General features: G+C 66.9%; 21 protein-coding genes. 11 read left to right on the top strand and 10 right to left on the bottom strand.

Going from position 1 to position 17,691, the window contains the following annotated elements; translation table 11 throughout:
* The 6 genes from QOD90_RS27035 to QOD90_RS27010 form a co-directional block, all read left to right on the top strand.
* Positions 1-1,050: AMP-binding enzyme (locus QOD90_RS27035; RefSeq protein ID WP_526354884.1), on the top strand; the 1,050-nt coding region annotated here is incomplete at its 5' end.
* Between the two features lie 73 nt (positions 1,051-1,123).
* On the top strand, positions 1,124-1,999 hold the full coding sequence (gene folP / locus QOD90_RS27030; protein WP_526354882.1) for a dihydropteroate synthase: 876 nt from the start codon (positions 1,124-1,126) through the stop codon (positions 1,997-1,999).
* 61 nt (positions 2,000-2,060) lie between these two features.
* A complete protein-coding gene (locus tag QOD90_RS27025) occupies positions 2,061-3,011 on the top strand; it encodes a glucosyl-3-phosphoglycerate synthase (RefSeq protein WP_526354880.1) in 951 nt (316 codons plus the stop codon).
* Positions 3,012-3,066: 55 nt separating this feature from the next.
* Positions 3,067-3,504: a DivIVA domain-containing protein gene (locus QOD90_RS27020; protein ID WP_526354878.1), complete on the top strand. Its 438-nt coding sequence runs from the start codon at positions 3,067-3,069 to the stop codon at positions 3,502-3,504.
* Positions 3,501-4,106 (top strand): DNA-3-methyladenine glycosylase I, encoded by a 606-nt coding sequence (locus tag QOD90_RS27015; RefSeq protein WP_526354876.1) that lies wholly within the window; start codon positions 3,501-3,503, stop codon positions 4,104-4,106. The genes QOD90_RS27020 and QOD90_RS27015 overlap by 4 nt, the downstream gene beginning before the upstream one ends.
* Before the next feature lie 154 nt (positions 4,107-4,260).
* Positions 4,261-4,428, top strand: coding sequence for a DUF3117 domain-containing protein (locus tag QOD90_RS27010; RefSeq protein WP_069392118.1), 168 nt, complete (start codon positions 4,261-4,263; stop codon positions 4,426-4,428).
* A gap of 11 nt (positions 4,429-4,439) precedes the next feature.
* On the opposite strand, the gene glgA is transcribed toward QOD90_RS27010, so the two are convergent.
* A complete protein-coding gene (gene glgA, locus QOD90_RS27005) occupies positions 4,440-5,609 on the bottom strand; it encodes a glycogen synthase (protein ID WP_526354874.1) in 1,170 nt (389 codons plus the stop codon).
* A gap of 125 nt (positions 5,610-5,734) precedes the next feature.
* On the opposite strand from glgA, the gene glgC reads away from it, so the two are divergent.
* Positions 5,735-6,949, top strand: coding sequence for a glucose-1-phosphate adenylyltransferase (gene glgC, locus QOD90_RS27000; RefSeq protein WP_526354872.1), 1,215 nt, complete (start codon positions 5,735-5,737; stop codon positions 6,947-6,949).
* 10 nt (positions 6,950-6,959) lie between these two features.
* Here glgC and QOD90_RS26995 read toward each other — a convergent pair whose 3' ends face one another.
* Both QOD90_RS26995 and QOD90_RS26990 read right to left on the bottom strand, forming a co-directional pair.
* Positions 6,960-7,556: a DUF4126 family protein gene (locus QOD90_RS26995; protein WP_526354870.1), complete on the bottom strand. Its 597-nt coding sequence runs from the start codon at positions 7,554-7,556 to the stop codon at positions 6,960-6,962.
* A gap of 15 nt (positions 7,557-7,571) precedes the next feature.
* Complete coding sequence (locus QOD90_RS26990) at positions 7,572-7,985, bottom strand: RidA family protein (RefSeq protein ID WP_526354868.1); 414 nt, start codon at positions 7,983-7,985, stop codon at positions 7,572-7,574.
* Positions 7,986-8,066: 81 nt separating this feature from the next.
* Between QOD90_RS26990 and QOD90_RS26985 the strand changes: the two genes are divergently transcribed.
* On the top strand, positions 8,067-8,447 hold the full coding sequence (locus tag QOD90_RS26985) for a winged helix-turn-helix transcriptional regulator (protein WP_526354866.1): 381 nt from the start codon (positions 8,067-8,069) through the stop codon (positions 8,445-8,447).
* Between the two features lie 15 nt (positions 8,448-8,462).
* On the opposite strand, the gene QOD90_RS26980 is transcribed toward QOD90_RS26985, so the two are convergent.
* The 7 genes from QOD90_RS26980 to QOD90_RS26950 form a co-directional block, all read right to left on the bottom strand.
* Positions 8,463-9,719 carry a DUF222 domain-containing protein gene (locus QOD90_RS26980; RefSeq protein WP_526354864.1) on the bottom strand — a complete coding sequence of 419 codons (1,257 nt, stop codon included), beginning with the start codon at positions 9,717-9,719 and terminating at the stop codon, positions 8,463-8,465.
* A gap of 52 nt (positions 9,720-9,771) precedes the next feature.
* On the bottom strand, positions 9,772-9,969 hold the full coding sequence (locus QOD90_RS26975; protein ID WP_526354862.1) for a hypothetical protein: 198 nt from the start codon (positions 9,967-9,969) through the stop codon (positions 9,772-9,774).
* A gap of 31 nt (positions 9,970-10,000) precedes the next feature.
* Positions 10,001-10,675, bottom strand: coding sequence for a methyltransferase family protein (locus QOD90_RS26970; RefSeq protein WP_526354860.1), 675 nt, complete (start codon positions 10,673-10,675; stop codon positions 10,001-10,003).
* 9 nt (positions 10,676-10,684) lie between these two features.
* Positions 10,685-12,328 (bottom strand): ABC transporter permease, encoded by a 1,644-nt coding sequence (locus QOD90_RS26965; RefSeq protein ID WP_526354858.1) that lies wholly within the window; start codon positions 12,326-12,328, stop codon positions 10,685-10,687.
* A complete protein-coding gene (locus QOD90_RS26960; protein WP_526354856.1) occupies positions 12,325-13,251 on the bottom strand; it encodes an ABC transporter ATP-binding protein in 927 nt (308 codons plus the stop codon). Before QOD90_RS26960 ends, QOD90_RS26965 begins: the two co-directional genes overlap by 4 nt.
* Positions 13,252-13,254: 3 nt before the next feature.
* Positions 13,255-13,908: a TetR/AcrR family transcriptional regulator gene (locus QOD90_RS26955; RefSeq protein WP_526354854.1), complete on the bottom strand. Its 654-nt coding sequence runs from the start codon at positions 13,906-13,908 to the stop codon at positions 13,255-13,257.
* A 78-nt stretch (positions 13,909-13,986) separates the two neighbouring features.
* Complete coding sequence (locus QOD90_RS26950; protein WP_526354852.1) at positions 13,987-14,667, bottom strand: O-methyltransferase; 681 nt, start codon at positions 14,665-14,667, stop codon at positions 13,987-13,989.
* 176 nt (positions 14,668-14,843) lie between these two features.
* On the opposite strand from QOD90_RS26950, the gene sigE reads away from it, so the two are divergent.
* The 3 genes from sigE (at position 14,844) to htrA (ending at position 17,690) form a co-directional block, all read left to right on the top strand.
* Entirely contained in the window at positions 14,844-15,614 is a 771-nt protein-coding gene (sigE, locus tag QOD90_RS26945) for an RNA polymerase sigma factor SigE (protein ID WP_526354850.1), read from the top strand.
* Between the two features lie 110 nt (positions 15,615-15,724).
* Positions 15,725-16,120 (top strand): anti-sigma E factor RseA, encoded by a 396-nt coding sequence (gene rseA, locus QOD90_RS26940; protein WP_526354848.1) that lies wholly within the window; start codon positions 15,725-15,727, stop codon positions 16,118-16,120.
* 70 nt (positions 16,121-16,190) lie between these two features.
* Entirely contained in the window at positions 16,191-17,690 is a 1,500-nt protein-coding gene (htrA, locus tag QOD90_RS26935) for a serine protease HtrA (RefSeq protein ID WP_526354846.1), read from the top strand.
* Position 17,691 lies beyond the last annotated feature (1 nt).

The following is a 17,691-nucleotide window of genomic DNA, read 5'->3' as shown; positions in this document are numbered from 1 at the left end:
GCGCTGTCCGCGGTGCTCAACTCGGGCTCCACCCTGGCGCTCGGGAAGTCGTTCTCGGCGTCGAAGTTCTGGGACGACGTGATCCGGTACGACGCGACGGCCTTCGTCTACATCGGCGAGATCTGCGCGTACCTGCTCAACCAACCGGCCAAGCCCACCGATCGCAAGCACCGCGTCCGCGTCATCGGGGGCAACGGATTGCGGCCGGCCATCTGGGACGAGTTCACCGGACGCTTCGGCATCCCGCGGGTCTGCGAGTTCTACGCGGCGAGTGAAGGAAACACCGCCTTCCTCAACGTGTTCAACGTCGACAAGACCACCGGCATCTGCCCGTCGCCCATCGCGTTCGTCGAGTACGACGAGGACAGTGGCGGGCCGGCCCGCGGAGACGACGGCCGCGTCCGCAAGGTGAAGGCCGGACAGCCAGGTCTGCTGCTCTCCAAGGTGAGCAACTTCCAGCCGTTCGACGGCTACACCGACCGGGAAGCCACCGAGAAGAAGCTGGTGCGGAACGCCTTCAAGGACGGCGACGTCTGGTTCAACACCGGCGATCTGATGCGGTCGCAGGGATTCGGGCATGCCGCGTTCACCGACCGCCTCGGCGACACGTTCCGCTGGAAGGGCGAGAACGTCGCCACCACCGAGGTCGAGGCCGCCGTGTCGACGGACGCCCAGGTGGAGGAGTGCACGGTGTTCGGCGTCGAAGTCGAAGGTGCAGGCGGCAAGGCGGGGATGGTGGCCATCCAGCTCAAGGAGGGCCAGGAGTTCGACGGCAAGGCGCTGGCCAAGTCCGCCTACGAGCACCTGCCCGGCTACGCGGTACCGCTGTTCGTCCGCGTCACCGAGACGCTGGCCCACACGTCGACCTTCAAGAGTCAGAAGGTCGACCTGCGTAAACAGGGTTACGGCGGCAACTCGGGCGAGGGCAATGAGGACAAGGGGCAGGTCGACGACCCGGTCTACGTGCTCGCCGGCCGCGAGGAGGGCTACGTGCCCTTCTACGACGAGTACCCCGCCGAGGTCGTCGACGGCAAACGCCCCCAAAACTAGCGATTTGGGTGTTGGAACCCGCGCTAGGCGCGGGTAAGCGCACACAAATCGCCACCGCCGTAGCCTGGAAGGCATGCAGGCGACGTTTCTTGGCCGTCCGGTGGCGGGCAATCGCCCCATGATCATGGCGATCGTCAACCGGACACCGGACTCGTTCTACGACCGCGGGGCCACGTTCACCGACGACGCCGCGAAGGCCGCCGTCCACCGCGTCGTCGCCGACGGCGCTGACGTCATCGACGTCGGCGGCGTGAAGGCCGGACCGGGTGACGTGGTCGACGCCGACGAGGAGATCACCCGCGTCGTGCCCTTCATCGAATGGCTCCGCGGCGCCTATCCCGACCAGCTGATCAGCGTCGATACCTGGCGGGCCGCGGTCGCCAAGCAGGCGTGCGCCGCAGGGGCCGACATCATCAACGACACCTGGGGTGGTTCCGATCCTGGGCTCGCCGACGTCGCGGCCGAATTCGGGGCCGGCCTGGTGTGCTCGCACACGGGCGGCGCCGTTCCGCGCACCCGACCGTTCCGCGTCAACTACGGATTGTCGGAGCGTGGCGTGGTGGACGACGTCATCGCCGAAGTGACCTCAGCGGCCGAGCGCGCGGTGGCGGCCGGCGTCGCGCGGGACGCCGTACTGATCGATCCGACCCATGATTTCGGTAAGAACACTCACCATGGTCTTAGTTTGTTGCGGCACGTAAAAGATCTTGTAAACACCGGATGGCCTGTACTGATGGCCCTGAGTAACAAGGATTTCGTCGGGGAGACTCTGGGTGTGGGTTTGACCGAACGCCTCGAGGGCACCCTGGCCGCGACTGCGCTCGCCGCGCAGGCGGGTGCAGCGATGTTCCGGGTGCACGAGGTGGGGTCCACACGGCGCGTTCTAGAAATGGTCGCGTCGATCCAGGGCGTGCGTCCACCGGCGCGGACCGTAAGGGGACTGGCATGAGCACCCGAAGACGAGAGCGAGCGAGGGACGAGCGAGGACCGGAACGAGCAGGAGTCGAGCGATGAGCGTAGTACCTGAACTCGACGCCGCGGAGGCCATCGCCGAACACCGGTGGTTGACCGACAACACGTGGCGTCGGCCCATGTGGACGATCGCCGAACTCGAGGCGGCGAAGGCGGGTCGGACCATCTCCGTGGTACTGCCCGCCCTCAACGAGGAAGAGACCGTCGCCTCGGTGGTGGACACCATCACGCCGCTGCTGGGCGGGCTCGTCGACGAGATCGTCGTGCTGGACTCGGGTTCGACCGACGACACCGAGATCCGCGCGGTCGCCGCCGGAGCCAGGGTGGTCAGCCGAGAGGCCGCGCTGCCGGAGGTCGAGCCGCAGCCAGGCAAGGGTGAAGTGCTATGGCGGTCGCTCGCCGCGACCACTGGTGACCTGGTGGTCTTCGTGGACTCCGACCTGATCGACCCGGACCCGATGTTCGTCCCGAAACTGCTAGGGCCGCTGTTGACCACTGACGGCGTGCATCTGGTCAAGGGCTTCTACCGGCGCCCGCTGAAGGTCAGCGGCAGTGAGGATGCCAACGGCGGTGGCCGGGTCACCGAACTGGTCGCACGGCCGCTGTTGGCTGCGCTGCGCCCAGAGCTGACGTGCCTGTTGCAACCGTTGGGCGGCGAGTATGCGGGCACCCGCGAACTCCTCACGTCGGTGCCGTTCGCGCCCGGTTACGGCGTCGAGATCGGTCTGCTGGTCGACACGTACGACCGCCTTGGCCTCGACGCGATCGCACAGGTGAACCTCGGCGTCCGCACGCACCGCAACCGACCGCTGACCGAGCTGGCGGCGATGAGTAGGCAGGTGATCGCGACGCTGCTGTCGCGGTGCGGCGTGTCGGACTCTGGCGTCGGCCTTACGCAGTTCTTCGCCGACGGCGAGGACTACACCCCGCGCACCTCGACGGTGTCGTTGGCGGACCGGCCACCGATGGTGACCCTGCGGCCGCGCTGATCCGCCGAGTCGCCCGCCAGCCGACGCGTCGTAGGTTTCAGGCAGTATCGACGTCGTGACGCTGATCCTCCTGTACCTCGTCGTGCTGATCCTGGTGGCCATCGTGCTGTTCGGTGTCGGCAGCGTGCTGTTCGGCCGCGGTGAACGGTTGCCGCCGCTGCCGCGGGCCACCACCGCCACGGCGCTGCCCGCGTCGGAGGTCACCGGTGCCGACGTCGAGGCACTCAAGTTCAGTCAGACGCTGCGCGGCTACAAGGCCGGCGAGGTGGACTGGGTGCTCGACCGGCTCGGTCAGGAACTCGACCAGCTGCGGGGCCAGGTGGCCGCGCTTCGCGCCGCCTACGGGGTCGACGACTTCGTCCCCGACTCCGATTCGGGGTTGGACACCGATTACGAGACCGAGGTGGACGACGACCAGGACGACGCGGCAGCCGACGGGGTCCACCGGCACGGCGCGCATGCGGTGCCTGCGGAAGGGCGCGAGGAGCAGTGACCGCGAGTCTCGACAACGACGGTCGAACACGTTGCGGCTGGGCGGATTTCAGTGGTGAGCGCTGGGCGTTGGATGATTCGGTGCTCTACCGCAACTACCACGACACCGAATGGGGCCAAGAGCTGCGAGGCAGTCGAGAGCTGTTCGAACGAATGACGCTCGAGGCGTTCCAGAGTGGGCTGTCGTGGCTCATCATCCTCCGCAAGCGCGACAACTTCCGGCGCGCCTTCCAGCGTTTCGACGTGGCGAAGATCGCCCGGTTCGGTGATGCCGACGTCGAGGGTCTGATGGCGGACGCGGGGATCGTGCGCAACCGCGCGAAGATCGAGGCGACCATCGCCAACGCGCGCGCGGTCGCCGATCTCGACGTCGATCTCAGTGAGTTGCTGTGGTCCTTCGCGCCGGAGCCGCAGCCACGGCGCGCCGAGATGTCCCAGGTGCCCGCGGTCACGCCCGAGTCAACGGCCATGGCAAAGGAACTCAAGCGTCGTGGGTTCAAATTCGTCGGCCCGACGACCGCATATGCGCTGATGCAGGCGACCGGAATGGTGGACGACCATCTCGCGTCCTGTTGGGTTCCTGCCGCGGTGCGCAGCGTCTAAGTCGGGTCTTTGCACACCGAAGGGCCGGGATAGGGAACAATGGGCTGAAGATCAGTTCAGTGCCGAGTGCTGTCGCCGAGTGGGCAGTCTTGGCCCCGACCCGTTTCGTCAGGATCTTCCCCGGCGGACCGGAGCATGCGGAAGGGAGCACTCGATGGCGGCGATGAAGCCCCGGACTGGCGACGGTCCACTGGAAGCGACCAAGGAGGGGCGGGGCATCGTGATGCGAGTACCACTGGAGGGCGGTGGGCGCCTCGTCGTCGAACTCACCCCCGATGAGGCCGCCGCGCTCGGCGACGAACTCAAGAACGTCACCGCCTAGCCGGTGCTCCGCTAGCTGGAGACCTTGCGGTAGATCGCATGAGTCTGCTCCGCGATCCGCGTCCAGGAAAACTCGTCGATGCAACGTTGGCGCCCAGTGCGTCCGTACTGTCGGGCCCGGTCCGGATCGGCGACCAACGAGTTGACGGCGTCGGCCAGCCGGGTCTCGAAACCCGCCGCATCGGCCGGGTCGTAGTGCACCAGCACACCGGTCTCGCCCTCGGCGACGACCTCGGGAATGCCGCCGACATCGGACGCGACCACGGCCGTCGAACACGCCATCGCTTCGAGATTCACGATTCCCAGCGGCTCGTAGACCGACGGACACACGAAAACCGTTGCTGCCGAGAGTATTTCCCGAATCTGATCGCCTGGCAGCATCTCCTGCACCCAGAAGACGCCGCTACGTGAGCTGGCGAGCTCCTGCACTGCGCCGCCCACCTCGGCCGCGATCTCTGGGGTATCCGGCGCGCCGGCGCACAGCACCAACTGAACTTCCGGCGCGAACCTGTGTGCCGCGGCGACCAGATGGGCGACGCCCTTCTGACGCGTGATGCGTCCGACGAACGCGACGATGGGCCGAGCCGGGTCGACGCCGATGCGCGCCAGCGTCGATCCGCTCCCGTCGGTGACGGGGTACCACTTCTCGGTGTCGATGCCGTTGCGCACCACGTGCACCCGGTTGGGGTCCAGCGCCGGATAGGTGGTCAGGACGTCGTCGCGCATTCCCGAGCTGACGGCGATCACCGCGTCGGCCGACTCGACCGCCGTGCGTTCCACCCATGACGACACCCGGTACCCGCCGCCGAGTTGTTCTGCCTTCCACGGTCGCATCGGCTCGAGGGAGTGGGCCGTCAACACATGGGGGATGCCGTACAGCATCGCGGCGAGATGGCCCGCCAGCCCGGCATACCAGGTGTGCGAGTGCGCGACGGTCGCACCCGCAGCAGCGTTCACCATCACGAGGTCGGCGGATAGCGTCGTCAGTGTCGGGTTGGCTCCGCTCAGCGCCGGGTCGGGCTGAGCCACGTACACGTCCGGTTCGCCAGGCCGCAGTGCACCCATGCAGTGCACGTCCACGTCGCACATGTTCTTGAGCTGCGCCACGAGTTCGGTGACGTGCACGCCCGCGCCGCCGTAGACCTCCGGTGGGTACTCACGTGTCATCATCGCCACTCGCATGGACACGACGGTAGTTCACCGTCGCCGTGCCAGGTGTGAGTCGCAGCCAATTGTCTTGACCGCCAGTGGGGTCTCAATCGTGTCAATGGCTAGCCGCGACCCGTGGCGGCCGATAGGTTTGACGCATGAGGGAACTGCCAACAGTTTTGGGCATCGTCCTGGCAGGCGGCGAGGGCAAGCGGCTGTACCCGTTGACCGCCGACCGGGCCAAACCCGCGGTTCCCTTCGGCGGGGCGTATCGGCTGATCGACTTCGTGTTGTCGAATCTGGTGAACGCCCGCTATTTGAAGATCTGTGTTCTGACGCAATACAAGTCGCATTCGCTGGATCGGCACATCTCGCAGAACTGGCGGTTATCGGGGCTTGCCGGGGAGTACATCACGCCGGTTCCCGCGCAGCAGCGCCTCGGGCCGCGCTGGTACACCGGATCCGGCGACGCGATCCTGCAGTCGCTCAACCTGATCTACGACGAGGACCCCGACTACGTCGTCGTGTTCGGCGCCGACCACATCTATCGGATGGATCCCGAGCAGATGCTGCAGTTCCACATCGAGAGTGGAGCGGGCGCGACGGTGGCGGGCATCCGCGTGCCGCGCGCCGAGGCGACGGCCTTCGGTTGCATCGACGCGGACGAGTCGGGACTGATCCGAGCGTTCGTCGAGAAGCCTGCCGATCCGCCGGGCACCCCCGACGATCCCGAGGCGACGTTCGCGTCGATGGGCAACTACATCTTCACCACCAAGGTGCTCGTCGACGCCATCCGTGCCGACGCCGACGACGACGACTCGGACCACGACATGGGCGGCGACATCATCCCGCGCCTGGTGGCCGACGGCATGGCCGCCGTGTACGACTTCAACGACAACGAAGTGCCCGGCTCGACCGAGCGCGACCACGGATACTGGCGCGACGTCGGGACGCTGGACGCCTTCTACGACGCGCACATGGACCTGGTGTCCGTCCATCCGATCTTCAACCTGTACAACCGGCGCTGGCCCATCAGGGGCGAACCGGAGAACTTGGCGCCCGCGAAGTTCGTCAACGGCGGCTCGGCGCAGGAGTCGGTCGTCGGGGCGGGCAGCATCGTATCCGCCGCGTCCGTGCGCAACTCGGTGTTGTCGTCCAACGTCGTGATCGACGACGGTGCGATCGTCGAGGGCAGCGTGATCATGCCGGGCGTCCGGATCGGGCGCGGGGCCGTGGTGCGCCACGCGATCCTCGACAAGAACGTCGTCGTCGGGCCGGGTGAGCATGTCGGGGTGGATCTGGAGCGGGACCGCGAGCGTTTCGCGATCAGTGCCGGCGGTGTCGTCGCCGTCGGCAAGGGCGTCTGGATCTAGCCCCGCCGCGTTACGCCACGGCGGGGGTCGCGCTCGAGCGTCGTCGTCTGCGGCGCCACAGCGTGAATGCCACCCACACGATGAACGCCAGCGCCACCAACACCAGCACGGGTAACAGGATCGCCGCGAACACCAGTCCGACGCTGGTGACGTCCTCGAGGGTGCTCAAGACGGGCGCCGCCACTCCCGCCGTCGCCACGTTGGCCACGGGCCGCACCGCAGTCTTGGTCAGGTGCATGACGAGCGCGACGACGACGCCAATGGCGACCGGGATCCACTGACCCGACGATACGAAGGTTCCCGGATCGGCGACGGCTGCGGTCTGTGAGGCGGTGCCCGCGCCGAAGACTATGCCGCCGGAGGTCGGGCGTACGAACGTCTGGATCACGTCGTTGACACTGTCCAGAGCCGGGACCTTGTCGGCGACGACCTCGACGCCCAACAGCACCGCGACGATCGTGAGCACCCAACCGTTCTCCAGCCAGGACCAGCCGTGCGGAAGGTTCACCAGTTCGGTGAAGCGGGCGAGCAGTCCGAGCGCCAGCAGCGGGATGTAGGCGTTCAACCCCGCTGCGCTCGCCAGCCCTACGCCGGTCAGCAGCTCCATGGAATCAGTATGGGCTTACCCGTCGAGCAGCGCGGTTGCTTCGATTTCGACCAGCACGTCCGGTTCGAAGAGGTAGTCGACGCCGATGAGCGAGGCCGGTGGCATCGGCATCGTCAGCCCGACCTCCTCGGCGACGGCGTCGATCCCAGCCATGAACGCATCGATTCTCTCCGGTGCCCAATGCGTGACGTAGAACGTCAGCCGCATGACGTCGTCGAACGTCGCCCCAGCGCCCGCCAGCCCCAACGCGGTGTTGCGCAACGCCTGGGATACCTGACCGGCCAAGTCGCCGGTCGCGACCGGCGTCCCATCGGCGAGCCGCGAGATCTGGCCGCTGACGTGGACGTGGCGCGTGCCCGTCCCCACGGCGACGTGGTGGTAGGGGGTCGGCTGCATCATGCCGTCGGGGGTGAAGTGCTGGACTGACATTCGGCGCTCCTGACGGTCGATCGGACTAGGTGCATCATTGATACCTGGTACCGTCAGGACACTTCAACGAAACTAGGTGTCATGACCGAAACCGACCACGACCTCACGATCTCGGCGCCGCATCGGGAACTCCTCGATCACGTGCTCGACAAGTGGTCGCTGAACGTCCTCAGCGCGCTCTGTGAGCGACCGTGCCGGTTCAACGACCTTCGTCGCGCGATCCCGGCGGTGAGTCAGAAGTCGTTGACCGCGACCCTGCGAAAGCTGGAACGCAACGGCATCGTCGAGCGCGTGCTTCTCAGTTCCCGCCCGGTGGCGGTCGAGTACCGAATCACGCCGCTGGGCAAGACTCTTCGGGACCCGCTCGACGTGCTTCTGAATTGGGCCACCGAACATCTCCCGAAGATCGAACGTGCGCGACGACGCTTCGACGACGCTTCGTCAATCGACTCCGAGCCGTAGCGAAAGGACTTGCGGTCAGGCGACGCGATACCAGGCGAGTTCGTCGGCGAAGACGGTCTCGATGCGACTGACCGGTGCCAGTGAAGGGCCGGGCAGCGGCGGCGCCTTGGAGCGATGGCGGGCGCCCGTTGGCGTGGTGAATTCGGCGGTGTGGGTGCCGTCCCGTTCGCGTGCTGTGGTCACCCGCCAACCCGGCGCCTCTTTGGAGTAGTTGCACGCCGCGCACTCGCCCAGGGCGTTGAGTTCACACGTGGCGCCGTCGGCGGCATGCGGTCGAGCATGGTCGGTATGGCGAATCGGAGCGTCACAGTACGGGGTGCGGCACGTGTCGTCGCGGATCGCGATGTAGCGCGTGAGTCCCCTTGGGAACAGCCGCGCTTTGGATTCCATCGCCACGAGCGCCCGGGACGCGGGTTGGCGGTATAGCCGTCGCAGGGTGGCCTTCGACCGCTCGTCGGTGGCGGCGTCGGAGGCCAGCCGGCAGGCGATGGCCGCGGGGATCGGACCGTACCCGGGGACGTGCGCCGGAGTCTGATCGCCGCCGAGTAGCGACTCGTCGGTGATGACGAGTTCCACCGCGACCGGGACTGGGACGTCGGCGGGGCGTCCGGTGACCCGCTCGACGAGGGTGTCAGCCATCACTTGACCGCGACCGCGGCCGTCGAAGCAGGTGTCGGCGGCCCGCTTCAACGACGCATACACCGACACTCCCTGCGTCATCGGCAGCAGCGCCGTCACGTAGGTCATGGTGTCCGGCGCCGGCCGGATCGTGACGTTGCGTTCGGTTTCGGCGCGCACTGCCCGATCGACGATCGCGTGCGGGTCGAGTCCGTAGGCGATGGCCTTGGCGTCGGCTTCGATCCGCTTGTCGCCCTTGCCTTCCAGGGTTGAGAGGTCGGCGCACATCCTGGCATCCAGGGTGCGTCGGTCATCGACGTCGAGGCATGCCGACTCCCGCACGATGAGCGTCGCCCGCCATTCCGAGAGCGCCCCGGCCTCCAATGCCGCCAGGGTGTGCGGCATCTCGTTGACGAGCGCCCTGGCGAAACCGAGGTGGCGGCCACCGCGGTTTGGAGAATCTCGCCGGGCCAGGGCAATCTCGGCGGCCAGGCCCTTGCCGCGCCTCGCCGCGGGCACACCGTCGGCGGCCTCTCTGGCCCGGCGCACGGCGTCGAACTCTGCTGTCAGCACCGCCTGCTCGGCGGCCGCCGCGGATTTCTCCCGCTCCAAGCGCGCGATGCGAGCCACCAACGCCGCCTCTTCATCGAACATGTGTTCGACTATGCCACCACCCACCGACACGCTCAGGCGGCGACCGAGCCCCTCAACTCTTGGGTCGATCGACCCTGTGACTGCGAGGCCGTGTGTGCTGGGGCACCGTCGGCGTATTCGTGATCGTCCGGTTCCGACCCGCGACGCTGGTCAGCGCCCGCTTGCAGCGCGGGCAGACGGGCTTGCCGGAGTTGTCGACCGTCCACGCCTTGCCGGCACCGGGGCAGTCCATCTCGGTCGCTGGGCTCACCACTAGAGGGTACGACCGAAGACCCCGACGCTCACCACACGCCGGGCACCACCCGGTGTCGGACGCGTCGGGTGTACTCGCCGTATCCCGCCAGCTCTGAGTTCAGCATCTTCTCCTCGTCGCCGATTCTGGCAGCCAGAGCGAACAGGGCGGGTATCGCCACCGCGACGCCCCAGTAGGAATCGAGTGCCAGGGGCATGCCGATCATCATGATGAGCGCACCGAGGTACATCGGGTGACGCACCACCCCGTACAGCCCGGTCGAGACGAGCTCCTGGTCCGTTTCGACGGTGATCGTGGCTGCGGCGTGGCGGTTCTGGATGACGACTAGCTGCGCGACGACCAGACCGATCCCGACAAGTACGTCACCGAGGATGACGACGGGAACCGGCACCGAAGACCAGCCGAAGCGGTGATCGAACGCGCTGAGCACCAGCAGCGCCACGACCGATAGGGGGATCGCCATCATCACGATGCGTTGCACGGGACGGGTTTCCGCCGTCGGCCCCGCCTTCAATCTGCGTTGCAGTGCAGCCGGATCTATGACGGCCAGATAGAAACTCGGAATCATGGTGGCCACCATGAACACTGCGATGAAGACCCACGCCTGCCAGTAGTCGAAGCTCCACGCGGGCAGGAACAGCCCGAGCCCGAAGAACAATATGCCGAACAGCATGGACATAACGGCGTTGACGAAGAGTTTCATGGTGCCTCCTCAGTTCAGGTCGCGGCGCCGGAAGGCCATGGCGCCCAATGCGATCAAGGCGGTATCGAGGGCAAGGAGCCACCAGAGGGCGGTGGCCGAGAAGTTGCCGGAACCGACGTGTGGGATGTGCGTGAAGGGTTCGAGGTCGAGCAGCCACTGTGGCGAGTTCGACAGCGACCCCAACATGAACACCGCGATGAAGGCGATGAGTATCCCCCACGCGGCGGGGGTGAATCGGGGGAGCAGGCCGAACAGTGCAACCGTGACCGCCACCAACAGCCAGACGGCGGGCAGCTGCACGGCAGCCGTGCCCAGTACGGTCGCGAGCCTGCCCGTCACGTCGCCTGCGGCGGCGCCGTAGGTGAGTCCGGCGACCAGGCCGGCGACCATCATCGCGATGGTGGTGCCGACGAGCGCGGACACCAGATGACTTGCCAGCCAGCGGTTCCGGTTCACCGCACCGGCCAGCAGCGTCTCGGCCCGCTGACTCGACTCTTCCTGGTGCAGTCGCAGGGTCAACGAGATCGCAAAGGCCGATGCCACCATGCCGAGCATGCCGAACGCGACGGCGACGAAGGCCTGTTCGATCTGATCGGTGCCACCAAGGCGCGCCACGACGTCTCGAGCCGACTGACTGTCGCCGATCTCGTCGCCGACGCCGTTGACGACGCTTCCGACGAGGAGGCCGTAGAGACACAGGCCGATGGTCCACAACAGCAGCGAGCCGCGGTTGAGCCGCCACGCCAAGGTCGTGACGCCGCGCAGGGTTGATCCCGCCCGTGGCGCACCCGGGCGTTCGGCGACCAGTCCCGCGCCGACGTCGCGGCGGGACAGCAACTGGTAGGCGAGCACGATCAACGCGGCTGTCAACGCGACGGGCAGCAGCAGCACCCAGAAGTCGTCAGCCGCGTACGGGCGCACGTGCAACGACCACCCCAGCGGCGAGAGCCAGGACAGGAACTCGGCACGCGAACCGGCGTCACCGACGGCGCGCAAGGTGAATGCCGTTGCCAGAGCACCGAATGCGGCACCGCGGGCGAATCGTGCGCTCGACGATAGCTGTGCCGTGACCGCGGCGACGGCGGTGAACACCAACCCCGTGCTCGTGAGCGCGAGGCCGAACGCCACTGATCCGGTCGCGGGCACGTTCACCGGGAGAAGACCGGCCGTGGTGATGAGGCCGGTCACGATCGAGGCGCCCCCGGCGAGCAGGAGCGCCGCTGTCAGGCTGGCGTACCGGCCGACCGCGGTCGAGTCGATCAGCTCGGTCCGGCCGGATTCCTCGTCGGCCCGGGTGTGGCGGATGACGGTCAGGATCACGGCCACGGCGATCAGCACGTGGAACATGCCGGCCTTCCAAATGCCGGTGGCGCCGAGGCTGTCGCCGTAGACGTTTCCGTACAGGGCGCGCTGCGCGGGACTGGCCATGATCGTCGCGGCGAACGACGCGCGGTCCGCCTGAGTGGGATACACGGCTTCGATGCTGCCGACGTACACCGTGCCGACCGGAATCGACAGCAGCAGCACCCACGCCGGCAGGACGATCCGGTCGCGGCGGAGGTAGAGGCGAAGCAGCGCAAGGGTTCCCGAGAAGGCCGACTCGCGCTGCGGGCTTTGGTGCGCGGGGCGGTGCGGGCGGTCCAGAACGGTCACGCCGTCACCTCCTCGGCGGGTGCGCCGACGTCGTAGTGACGCAGGAACAAGTCCTCCAGCGTGGGTGGTTGGCTGATCAGACTTCGCACGCCCGCGTCGCCAAGCACCTTGATGACCTCACCGAGGCTGTCGCCATCCACCTGTGCGCTCAAGGTGCGGCCCTGCACGGCGACGTTCTCGACACCCTTGATCCTGCTGATATCACCTGGGTCGCCGATCATTTCGGCCTTTATCGACGTGCGGGACAGGTGCCGCATCGACGCCAGCGTGCCGGTCTCGACCGTCCGGCCCGCGCGGATGATGGTGACCCGTTCACACAGCGCCTCGGTCTCGGCCAGGATGTGGCTTGAAAGCAGCACCGTGGCGCCGCGGTCGCGCGCCTCGGCGACGCACTGCTGAAAGACGTTCTCCATCAACGGGTCCAGGCCACTGCTCGGTTCGTCGAGCAGCAGCAGCCGCGCGTTCGATGCGAATGCGGAGATGAGTGAGACCTTCTGCCGGTTGCCCTTCGAGTACGCCCTGGTCTTCTTCGACGGGTCGAGGCCGAATCGCTCGATCAACTCCGTTCGCCTTGGTTCGTCGATACCACCCCGCATACGGGCCAGCAGGTCGATGGTCTCGCCACCGGTGAGTGATGGCCACAAGGTGACATCGCCTGGTACATAAGCTATTTGACGGTGCAACGCGACGGCATCGTGCCACGGGTCACCGCCGAGTAGCCGCGCCGTGCCGGAGTCGGAGCGCACCAACCCGAGCAGGACGCGGATGGTCGTCGACTTGCCGGCGCCGTTCGGGCCGAGGAAGCCGTGCACCTCACCCTCGGCAACCGTTAGGTCGAGCCCGTCGAGTGCCCGGACCTGGCCAAAGTTCTTCGTCAGGGACCGCACTTCGATGGCGGCGGTGCCGCCGAATTCATTTGTCACCGATCACTCCTCCTTGGACGTAACGATGGGAATGCCTGCAGCCTGCTGCGCCATGAATGCGTCGTACATCGTCGAGTCGGTCATCAATCCCCGCGTGTAGACCTCGAGGGCGGGTAGCACCATCTCCTGCGCGTAGTCGTGCAGCACGGCCCGAATGTCGGTGGGATCGTCGTGCAACTGCAGGTACAGCAGGAAGCCGCCGCCGCCAGCCATCGCCAGGAATTTGGCGCGGCCCTTGGGGTCGGGGCTTGCCTTGATGGTGCCTGCCGCCACGCCTTCCTCGATGTACTGCTCGGCATTGTCGATCATGTTGTGCCACAGAGACTTCGCGAGCGGTCCGCCGGACTGCATGCTGCGCATCAGGTAGGCCATCGAGGGTGCGAACGATTCGATCTCCGCCAGTTGGCCGAACCACTCGGCGGGGTCCGACGACTGGATGGACTCACTCTTGGCGACCCGGACCGATTCGGCGACGTAGTCGTCACAGGCCTTCCGCAACCCGTCCTTCGAGCCGAAGTGGTGGATGACCAACGCGGCGCTGACGCCCGCGGCCTTCGCGATCACCCGCAGGCCGACGCTGAACCCGTGCTCGCCGAACTGCTCGATCGCCGCATCGCGGATGCGGGCGGTGGCAGTCAGGTCGTCGGCTGAACGCATGTTTAGTACGCTAAACGCGCGTTCAGTCGACTGTCAAGACTGCACCGCGGACTGCTCGGCGAGAAAAGGGGGGTGGGGTCAGTCGCGGGCGGCGGCGAGCAGGCCGTCACCCAGGGGCACCAGCACCGGCGTGAGTCGCTCGTCCTCGGCGATGAGCCTCGCGGCCTCGCGGACGGCCGTGACCTCCCGGTCGCTGGCGCTCGCATCGCCGGCCCGGCCGCCGAGGGCGGCGCGATGGATCACGATGGCACCGCCGGACCGCAGCAGGCGTACGCCTTCGGTGACGAACTGCGGCTGGTCGGCGGGATCGGCGTCGATGAACACCAGGTCGTAGGACTCGTCGGCCAGCCTGGTCAGCACGTCCTGGGCGCGGCCGCTGATCAGCCTTGTCCGCGACGCTCCGATACCGGCCTCCGTGAAGGCTTGCTTGGCCAGTCGCTGATGCTCGGGCTCGACGTCGATCGTGGTGAGCACGCCGTCGTCGCGCATCCCGGACAGCAGCCAGAGTCCGCTGACACCGACACCGGTCCCGACTTCGACGACGGCCTTGGCGCGCGCGATCTTGGCCAGCACGCTCAACATGGCGCCCACTGCGGGAGTGACGGCCCCAGCACCGCTGTCATCGGCGCGTTCCCTGGCCGCTGCGGTCAGCGCGTCCTCGGAGATCGAGTTCTCGGCATGCGCGACGATCGCGTCGGCCCGGCTTGGCCGTGGGTCGGTGCCCCCGGCCGGACCGGTCGGATCGTCGGTGCTGACCATGCCCGCAGCGTAGAGCGAACGCGGAGCGGTCCGCGCCTCGACACGCCCGCGCCGAGCGTGGGATTGCGGGAGAAATCGACTGGTTTCCGCAGTTCGCATGGTGCATCATCGACATTCTCAGTAAAAGTTCAGCTTCCCCATATGTGGACCTCACGGGGGTCGGCAACGGTAAGGGCATGAAAAACGGCGGAAGCTGGGGACCCGGGAATAACCACGGCGACGAAGCAGTTTCCGCGGGTACGGATGCGGGCATAGTTGCCGGTAGCCGCACTAGCGTTCTGGAGGATCCAACGACCACCGCAAGCACGTCCCCGGTATTCATGGCGCACTTCGAGCAGGCCGGCGACGGCGACTGGGCGGAGCCGTCAGAGGAGATGTCTGGCACCGCCGTGTTCGATGCGACGGGCGACAAGACCACGATGCCGTCCTGGGACGAACTGGTCCGTCAGCACGCCGACAGGGTGTACCGCTTGGCGTACCGGTTGTCGGGAAGCCAGCACGACGCAGAGGATCTGACGCAGGAGACGTTCATTCGTGTCTTCCGGTCCGTGCAGAACTACCAGCCAGGGACGTTCGAAGGTTGGCTGCACCGCATCACGACCAACTTGTTCCTTGACATGGTCCGGCGCCGCAGCCGCATCCGCATGGAGGCGCTGCCCGAGGACTACGACCGCGTCCCCGCCGACGAACCGAACCCCGAGCAGATCTACCACGACTCTCGGTTGGGTCCCGACCTGCAGGCGGCGCTCGACTCACTGCCGCCGGAGTTCCGTGCCGCGGTCGTCCTGTGCGATATCGAAGGTCTGTCCTATGAAGAGATCGGCGCCACGCTCGGAGTGAAGCTCGGTACGGTGCGCAGCCGCATCCACCGTGGCAGGCAGGCGCTGCGCGAGTATCTGGCAAATCATCCGGAGGCGTTCGCGGAAGGCGCCGCGGGGTCTGCCTGACTTAGCGGCGGCCTAGTGCGTGTTCAAAGCGGCGAGCCGCGCTACATTCGAGTGTGGAAGCGTCACCATGTGATGAACAGGCATGAACTGGTCTAGAGAGGAGCAGGTCCATGGTCGACCCGGGACACGTGTTCCGCCGCGCCTTCTCTTGGCTGCCCACCCAGTTCGCGTCGCAGAGTGATCAGCCGGTCGGCCCGCGAAGGTTCGGCTCCACCGAGCACCTCTCGACGGAGGCCATCGCTGCGTTCGTCGACGGCGAGCTGCGCATGGGCGCACACCTTCGAGCAGCGCATCACATGTCGCTGTGTCCTCAATGTTCGGCCGAGGTCGACGCGCAGGGGCAAGCTCGCGCAGCGTTGCGGGACTCCTGCCCGATCGTCATCCCGACGTCACTGCTCGGAGCGTTGTCGAAGATCCCGCACCAGGCGCCGCTGGAGCCTCCTGTGGAGGACGTCGGTCCTCAAGTTGATGCTGGCGTGCCGCGTACGCGGCGCAAGCGCCGGTAGGGTGATTGTTTGGCCAAGGGCAATGGCGGGTGTCGGTGATGGCGCACGCTCTGACGGAGAGTGAACACGGGTGACCAACCAGGACCAGTTCGGAAATCGTCCTCGTATGGAGCCGAAGCCCGTCTCGCGCCCACCGGTCGATCCGGCGCAGACCCGCGCCTTCGGACGACCCGACGGCGTCACCGGTTCCTTCCTTGGCGCCGACGAGCATCGCGACCAGGGCGAGTACACCCCGAGGGATCAGGCACCCGACACGGTCCTCGCCGACGCATTCGGCCGTCCCGGCGACTCATCGGACTCCTTGCAGCGCCATCCGGCCGACGCGGGGGCGCTTCGGGCCGAGCACGACCGCGAACTTGCCGAGGCGTCCGCCGACCCGAGGCGGGACCCGTCGGCCACCCCCAGCCTCGGTGTCCCCGCGCAACCCAAGCCGGCGCCCGTCGTCACCAATCAGGTTCCGATGGGCAAGCTCGGCGTCCGCGACGTCCTGTTCGGGGGCCGAGTCTCCTGGGTGGCGCTGGGTGCCATCGTGATCGTCGCGCTGGTCATCGGCGGCATCGGTGGCGTGATCGGCAACAAGACCGCCGAGATCATTCCCGCCTTCACCACGTCGAAGGTGACGCTGCAGACCAACGGCCAAGCCGAGGAGCCGACCAGTAGGTTCGCCGACGTCGCCTCGGCGGTTGCCGACTCGGTCGTCACCATCGAGGCGCTGAGCAAGGGCGAGGGCTCGCAGGGGTCGGGCGTCGTGGTCGACGGTCGCGGCTACATCGTGACCAACAACCACGTCATCTCGGATGCGGCAAAGAACCCCGCCGACTTCCAGATCTCGGTGGTCTTCAACGACGGCCACGAAGTGCCGGCCAACCTGGTCGGCCGCGACCCGAAGACCGACATCGCCGTGCTCAAGGTCGACAACGTCGACAAGCTGGTGGTCGCCCGTCTCGGTGACTCCGAGAAGATCCGGGTTGGTGAAGAGGTGATTGCGGCGGGTGCTCCGCTTGGCCTGCGCAGCACCGTCACCCACGGCATCATCAGTGCACTGCACCGGCCCGTGCCGCTGTCGGGCGACGGCTCAGATACCGACACCGTGATCGACGGCGTGCAGACCGACGCATCGATCAACCACGGTAACTCCGGTGGCCCGCTGATCAACATGAACTCCGAGGTCATCGGCATCAATACGGCCGGGAAGTCGTTGTCGGACAGTGCAAGTGGGCTCGGCTTCGCCATCCCGGTGAACGAGGTCAAGGAAGTCGTCGAGGGTCTGATCAAGGACGGCAAGATGTCGCATCCGACGCTCGGCCTCAACGCCGTGTCGGTGAGCAACGACACGGCCTCCGGGGCGTTGATCAAGAACGTCGTGGCAGGGGGTCCTGCGGACAGGGCAGGAATCAAGGAGAACGACGTCGTCGTCAAGGTGGGCGACCGCACGGTGGCCGACGCCGATGAGATGGTCGTCGCGGTGCGCCAACTCAAGATCGGCCAGGATGCTCCCATCCAGGTGATCCGGGACGGGCGGCCCGTCACTCTGACGGTGAACCCCGGCACCGATAACCCTGCCGCGTAGC

Source organism: Mycobacterium sp. (genome assembly GCF_032161845.1).
In the GTDB taxonomy this organism is placed as follows: domain Bacteria; phylum Actinomycetota; class Actinomycetes; order Mycobacteriales; family Mycobacteriaceae; genus Mycobacterium.
Note: the sequence above shows the minus strand (reverse complement) of the source record. Positions and strands in the feature narration are given on the sequence as shown.

Coding starts and splice junctions, on each gene's coding strand:
- folP (WP_526354882.1), top strand. CDS start 1,124: ATGCAGGCGACGTTTCTTGGCCGTCCGGTGGCGGGCAATCGCCCCATG.
- QOD90_RS27025 (WP_526354880.1), top strand. CDS start 2,061: ATGAGCGTAGTACCTGAACTCGACGCCGCGGAGGCCATCGCCGAACAC.
- QOD90_RS27010 (WP_069392118.1), top strand. CDS start 4,261: ATGGCGGCGATGAAGCCCCGGACTGGCGACGGTCCACTGGAAGCGACC.
- glgA (WP_526354874.1), bottom strand. CDS start 5,609: ATGCGAGTGGCGATGATGACACGTGAGTACCCACCGGAGGTCTACGGC.
- glgC (WP_526354872.1), top strand. CDS start 5,735: ATGAGGGAACTGCCAACAGTTTTGGGCATCGTCCTGGCAGGCGGCGAG.
- QOD90_RS26995 (WP_526354870.1), bottom strand. CDS start 7,556: ATGGAGCTGCTGACCGGCGTAGGGCTGGCGAGCGCAGCGGGGTTGAAC.
- QOD90_RS26990 (WP_526354868.1), bottom strand. CDS start 7,985: ATGTCAGTCCAGCACTTCACCCCCGACGGCATGATGCAGCCGACCCCC.
- QOD90_RS26985 (WP_526354866.1), top strand. CDS start 8,067: ATGACCGAAACCGACCACGACCTCACGATCTCGGCGCCGCATCGGGAA.
- QOD90_RS26980 (WP_526354864.1), bottom strand. CDS start 9,719: ATGTTCGATGAAGAGGCGGCGTTGGTGGCTCGCATCGCGCGCTTGGAG.
- QOD90_RS26970 (WP_526354860.1), bottom strand. CDS start 10,675: ATGAAACTCTTCGTCAACGCCGTTATGTCCATGCTGTTCGGCATATTG.
- QOD90_RS26955 (WP_526354854.1), bottom strand. CDS start 13,908: ATGCGTTCAGCCGACGACCTGACTGCCACCGCCCGCATCCGCGATGCG.
- QOD90_RS26950 (WP_526354852.1), bottom strand. CDS start 14,667: ATGGTCAGCACCGACGATCCGACCGGTCCGGCCGGGGGCACCGACCCA.
- sigE (WP_526354850.1), top strand. CDS start 14,844: ATGAAAAACGGCGGAAGCTGGGGACCCGGGAATAACCACGGCGACGAA.
- rseA (WP_526354848.1), top strand. CDS start 15,725: ATGGTCGACCCGGGACACGTGTTCCGCCGCGCCTTCTCTTGGCTGCCC.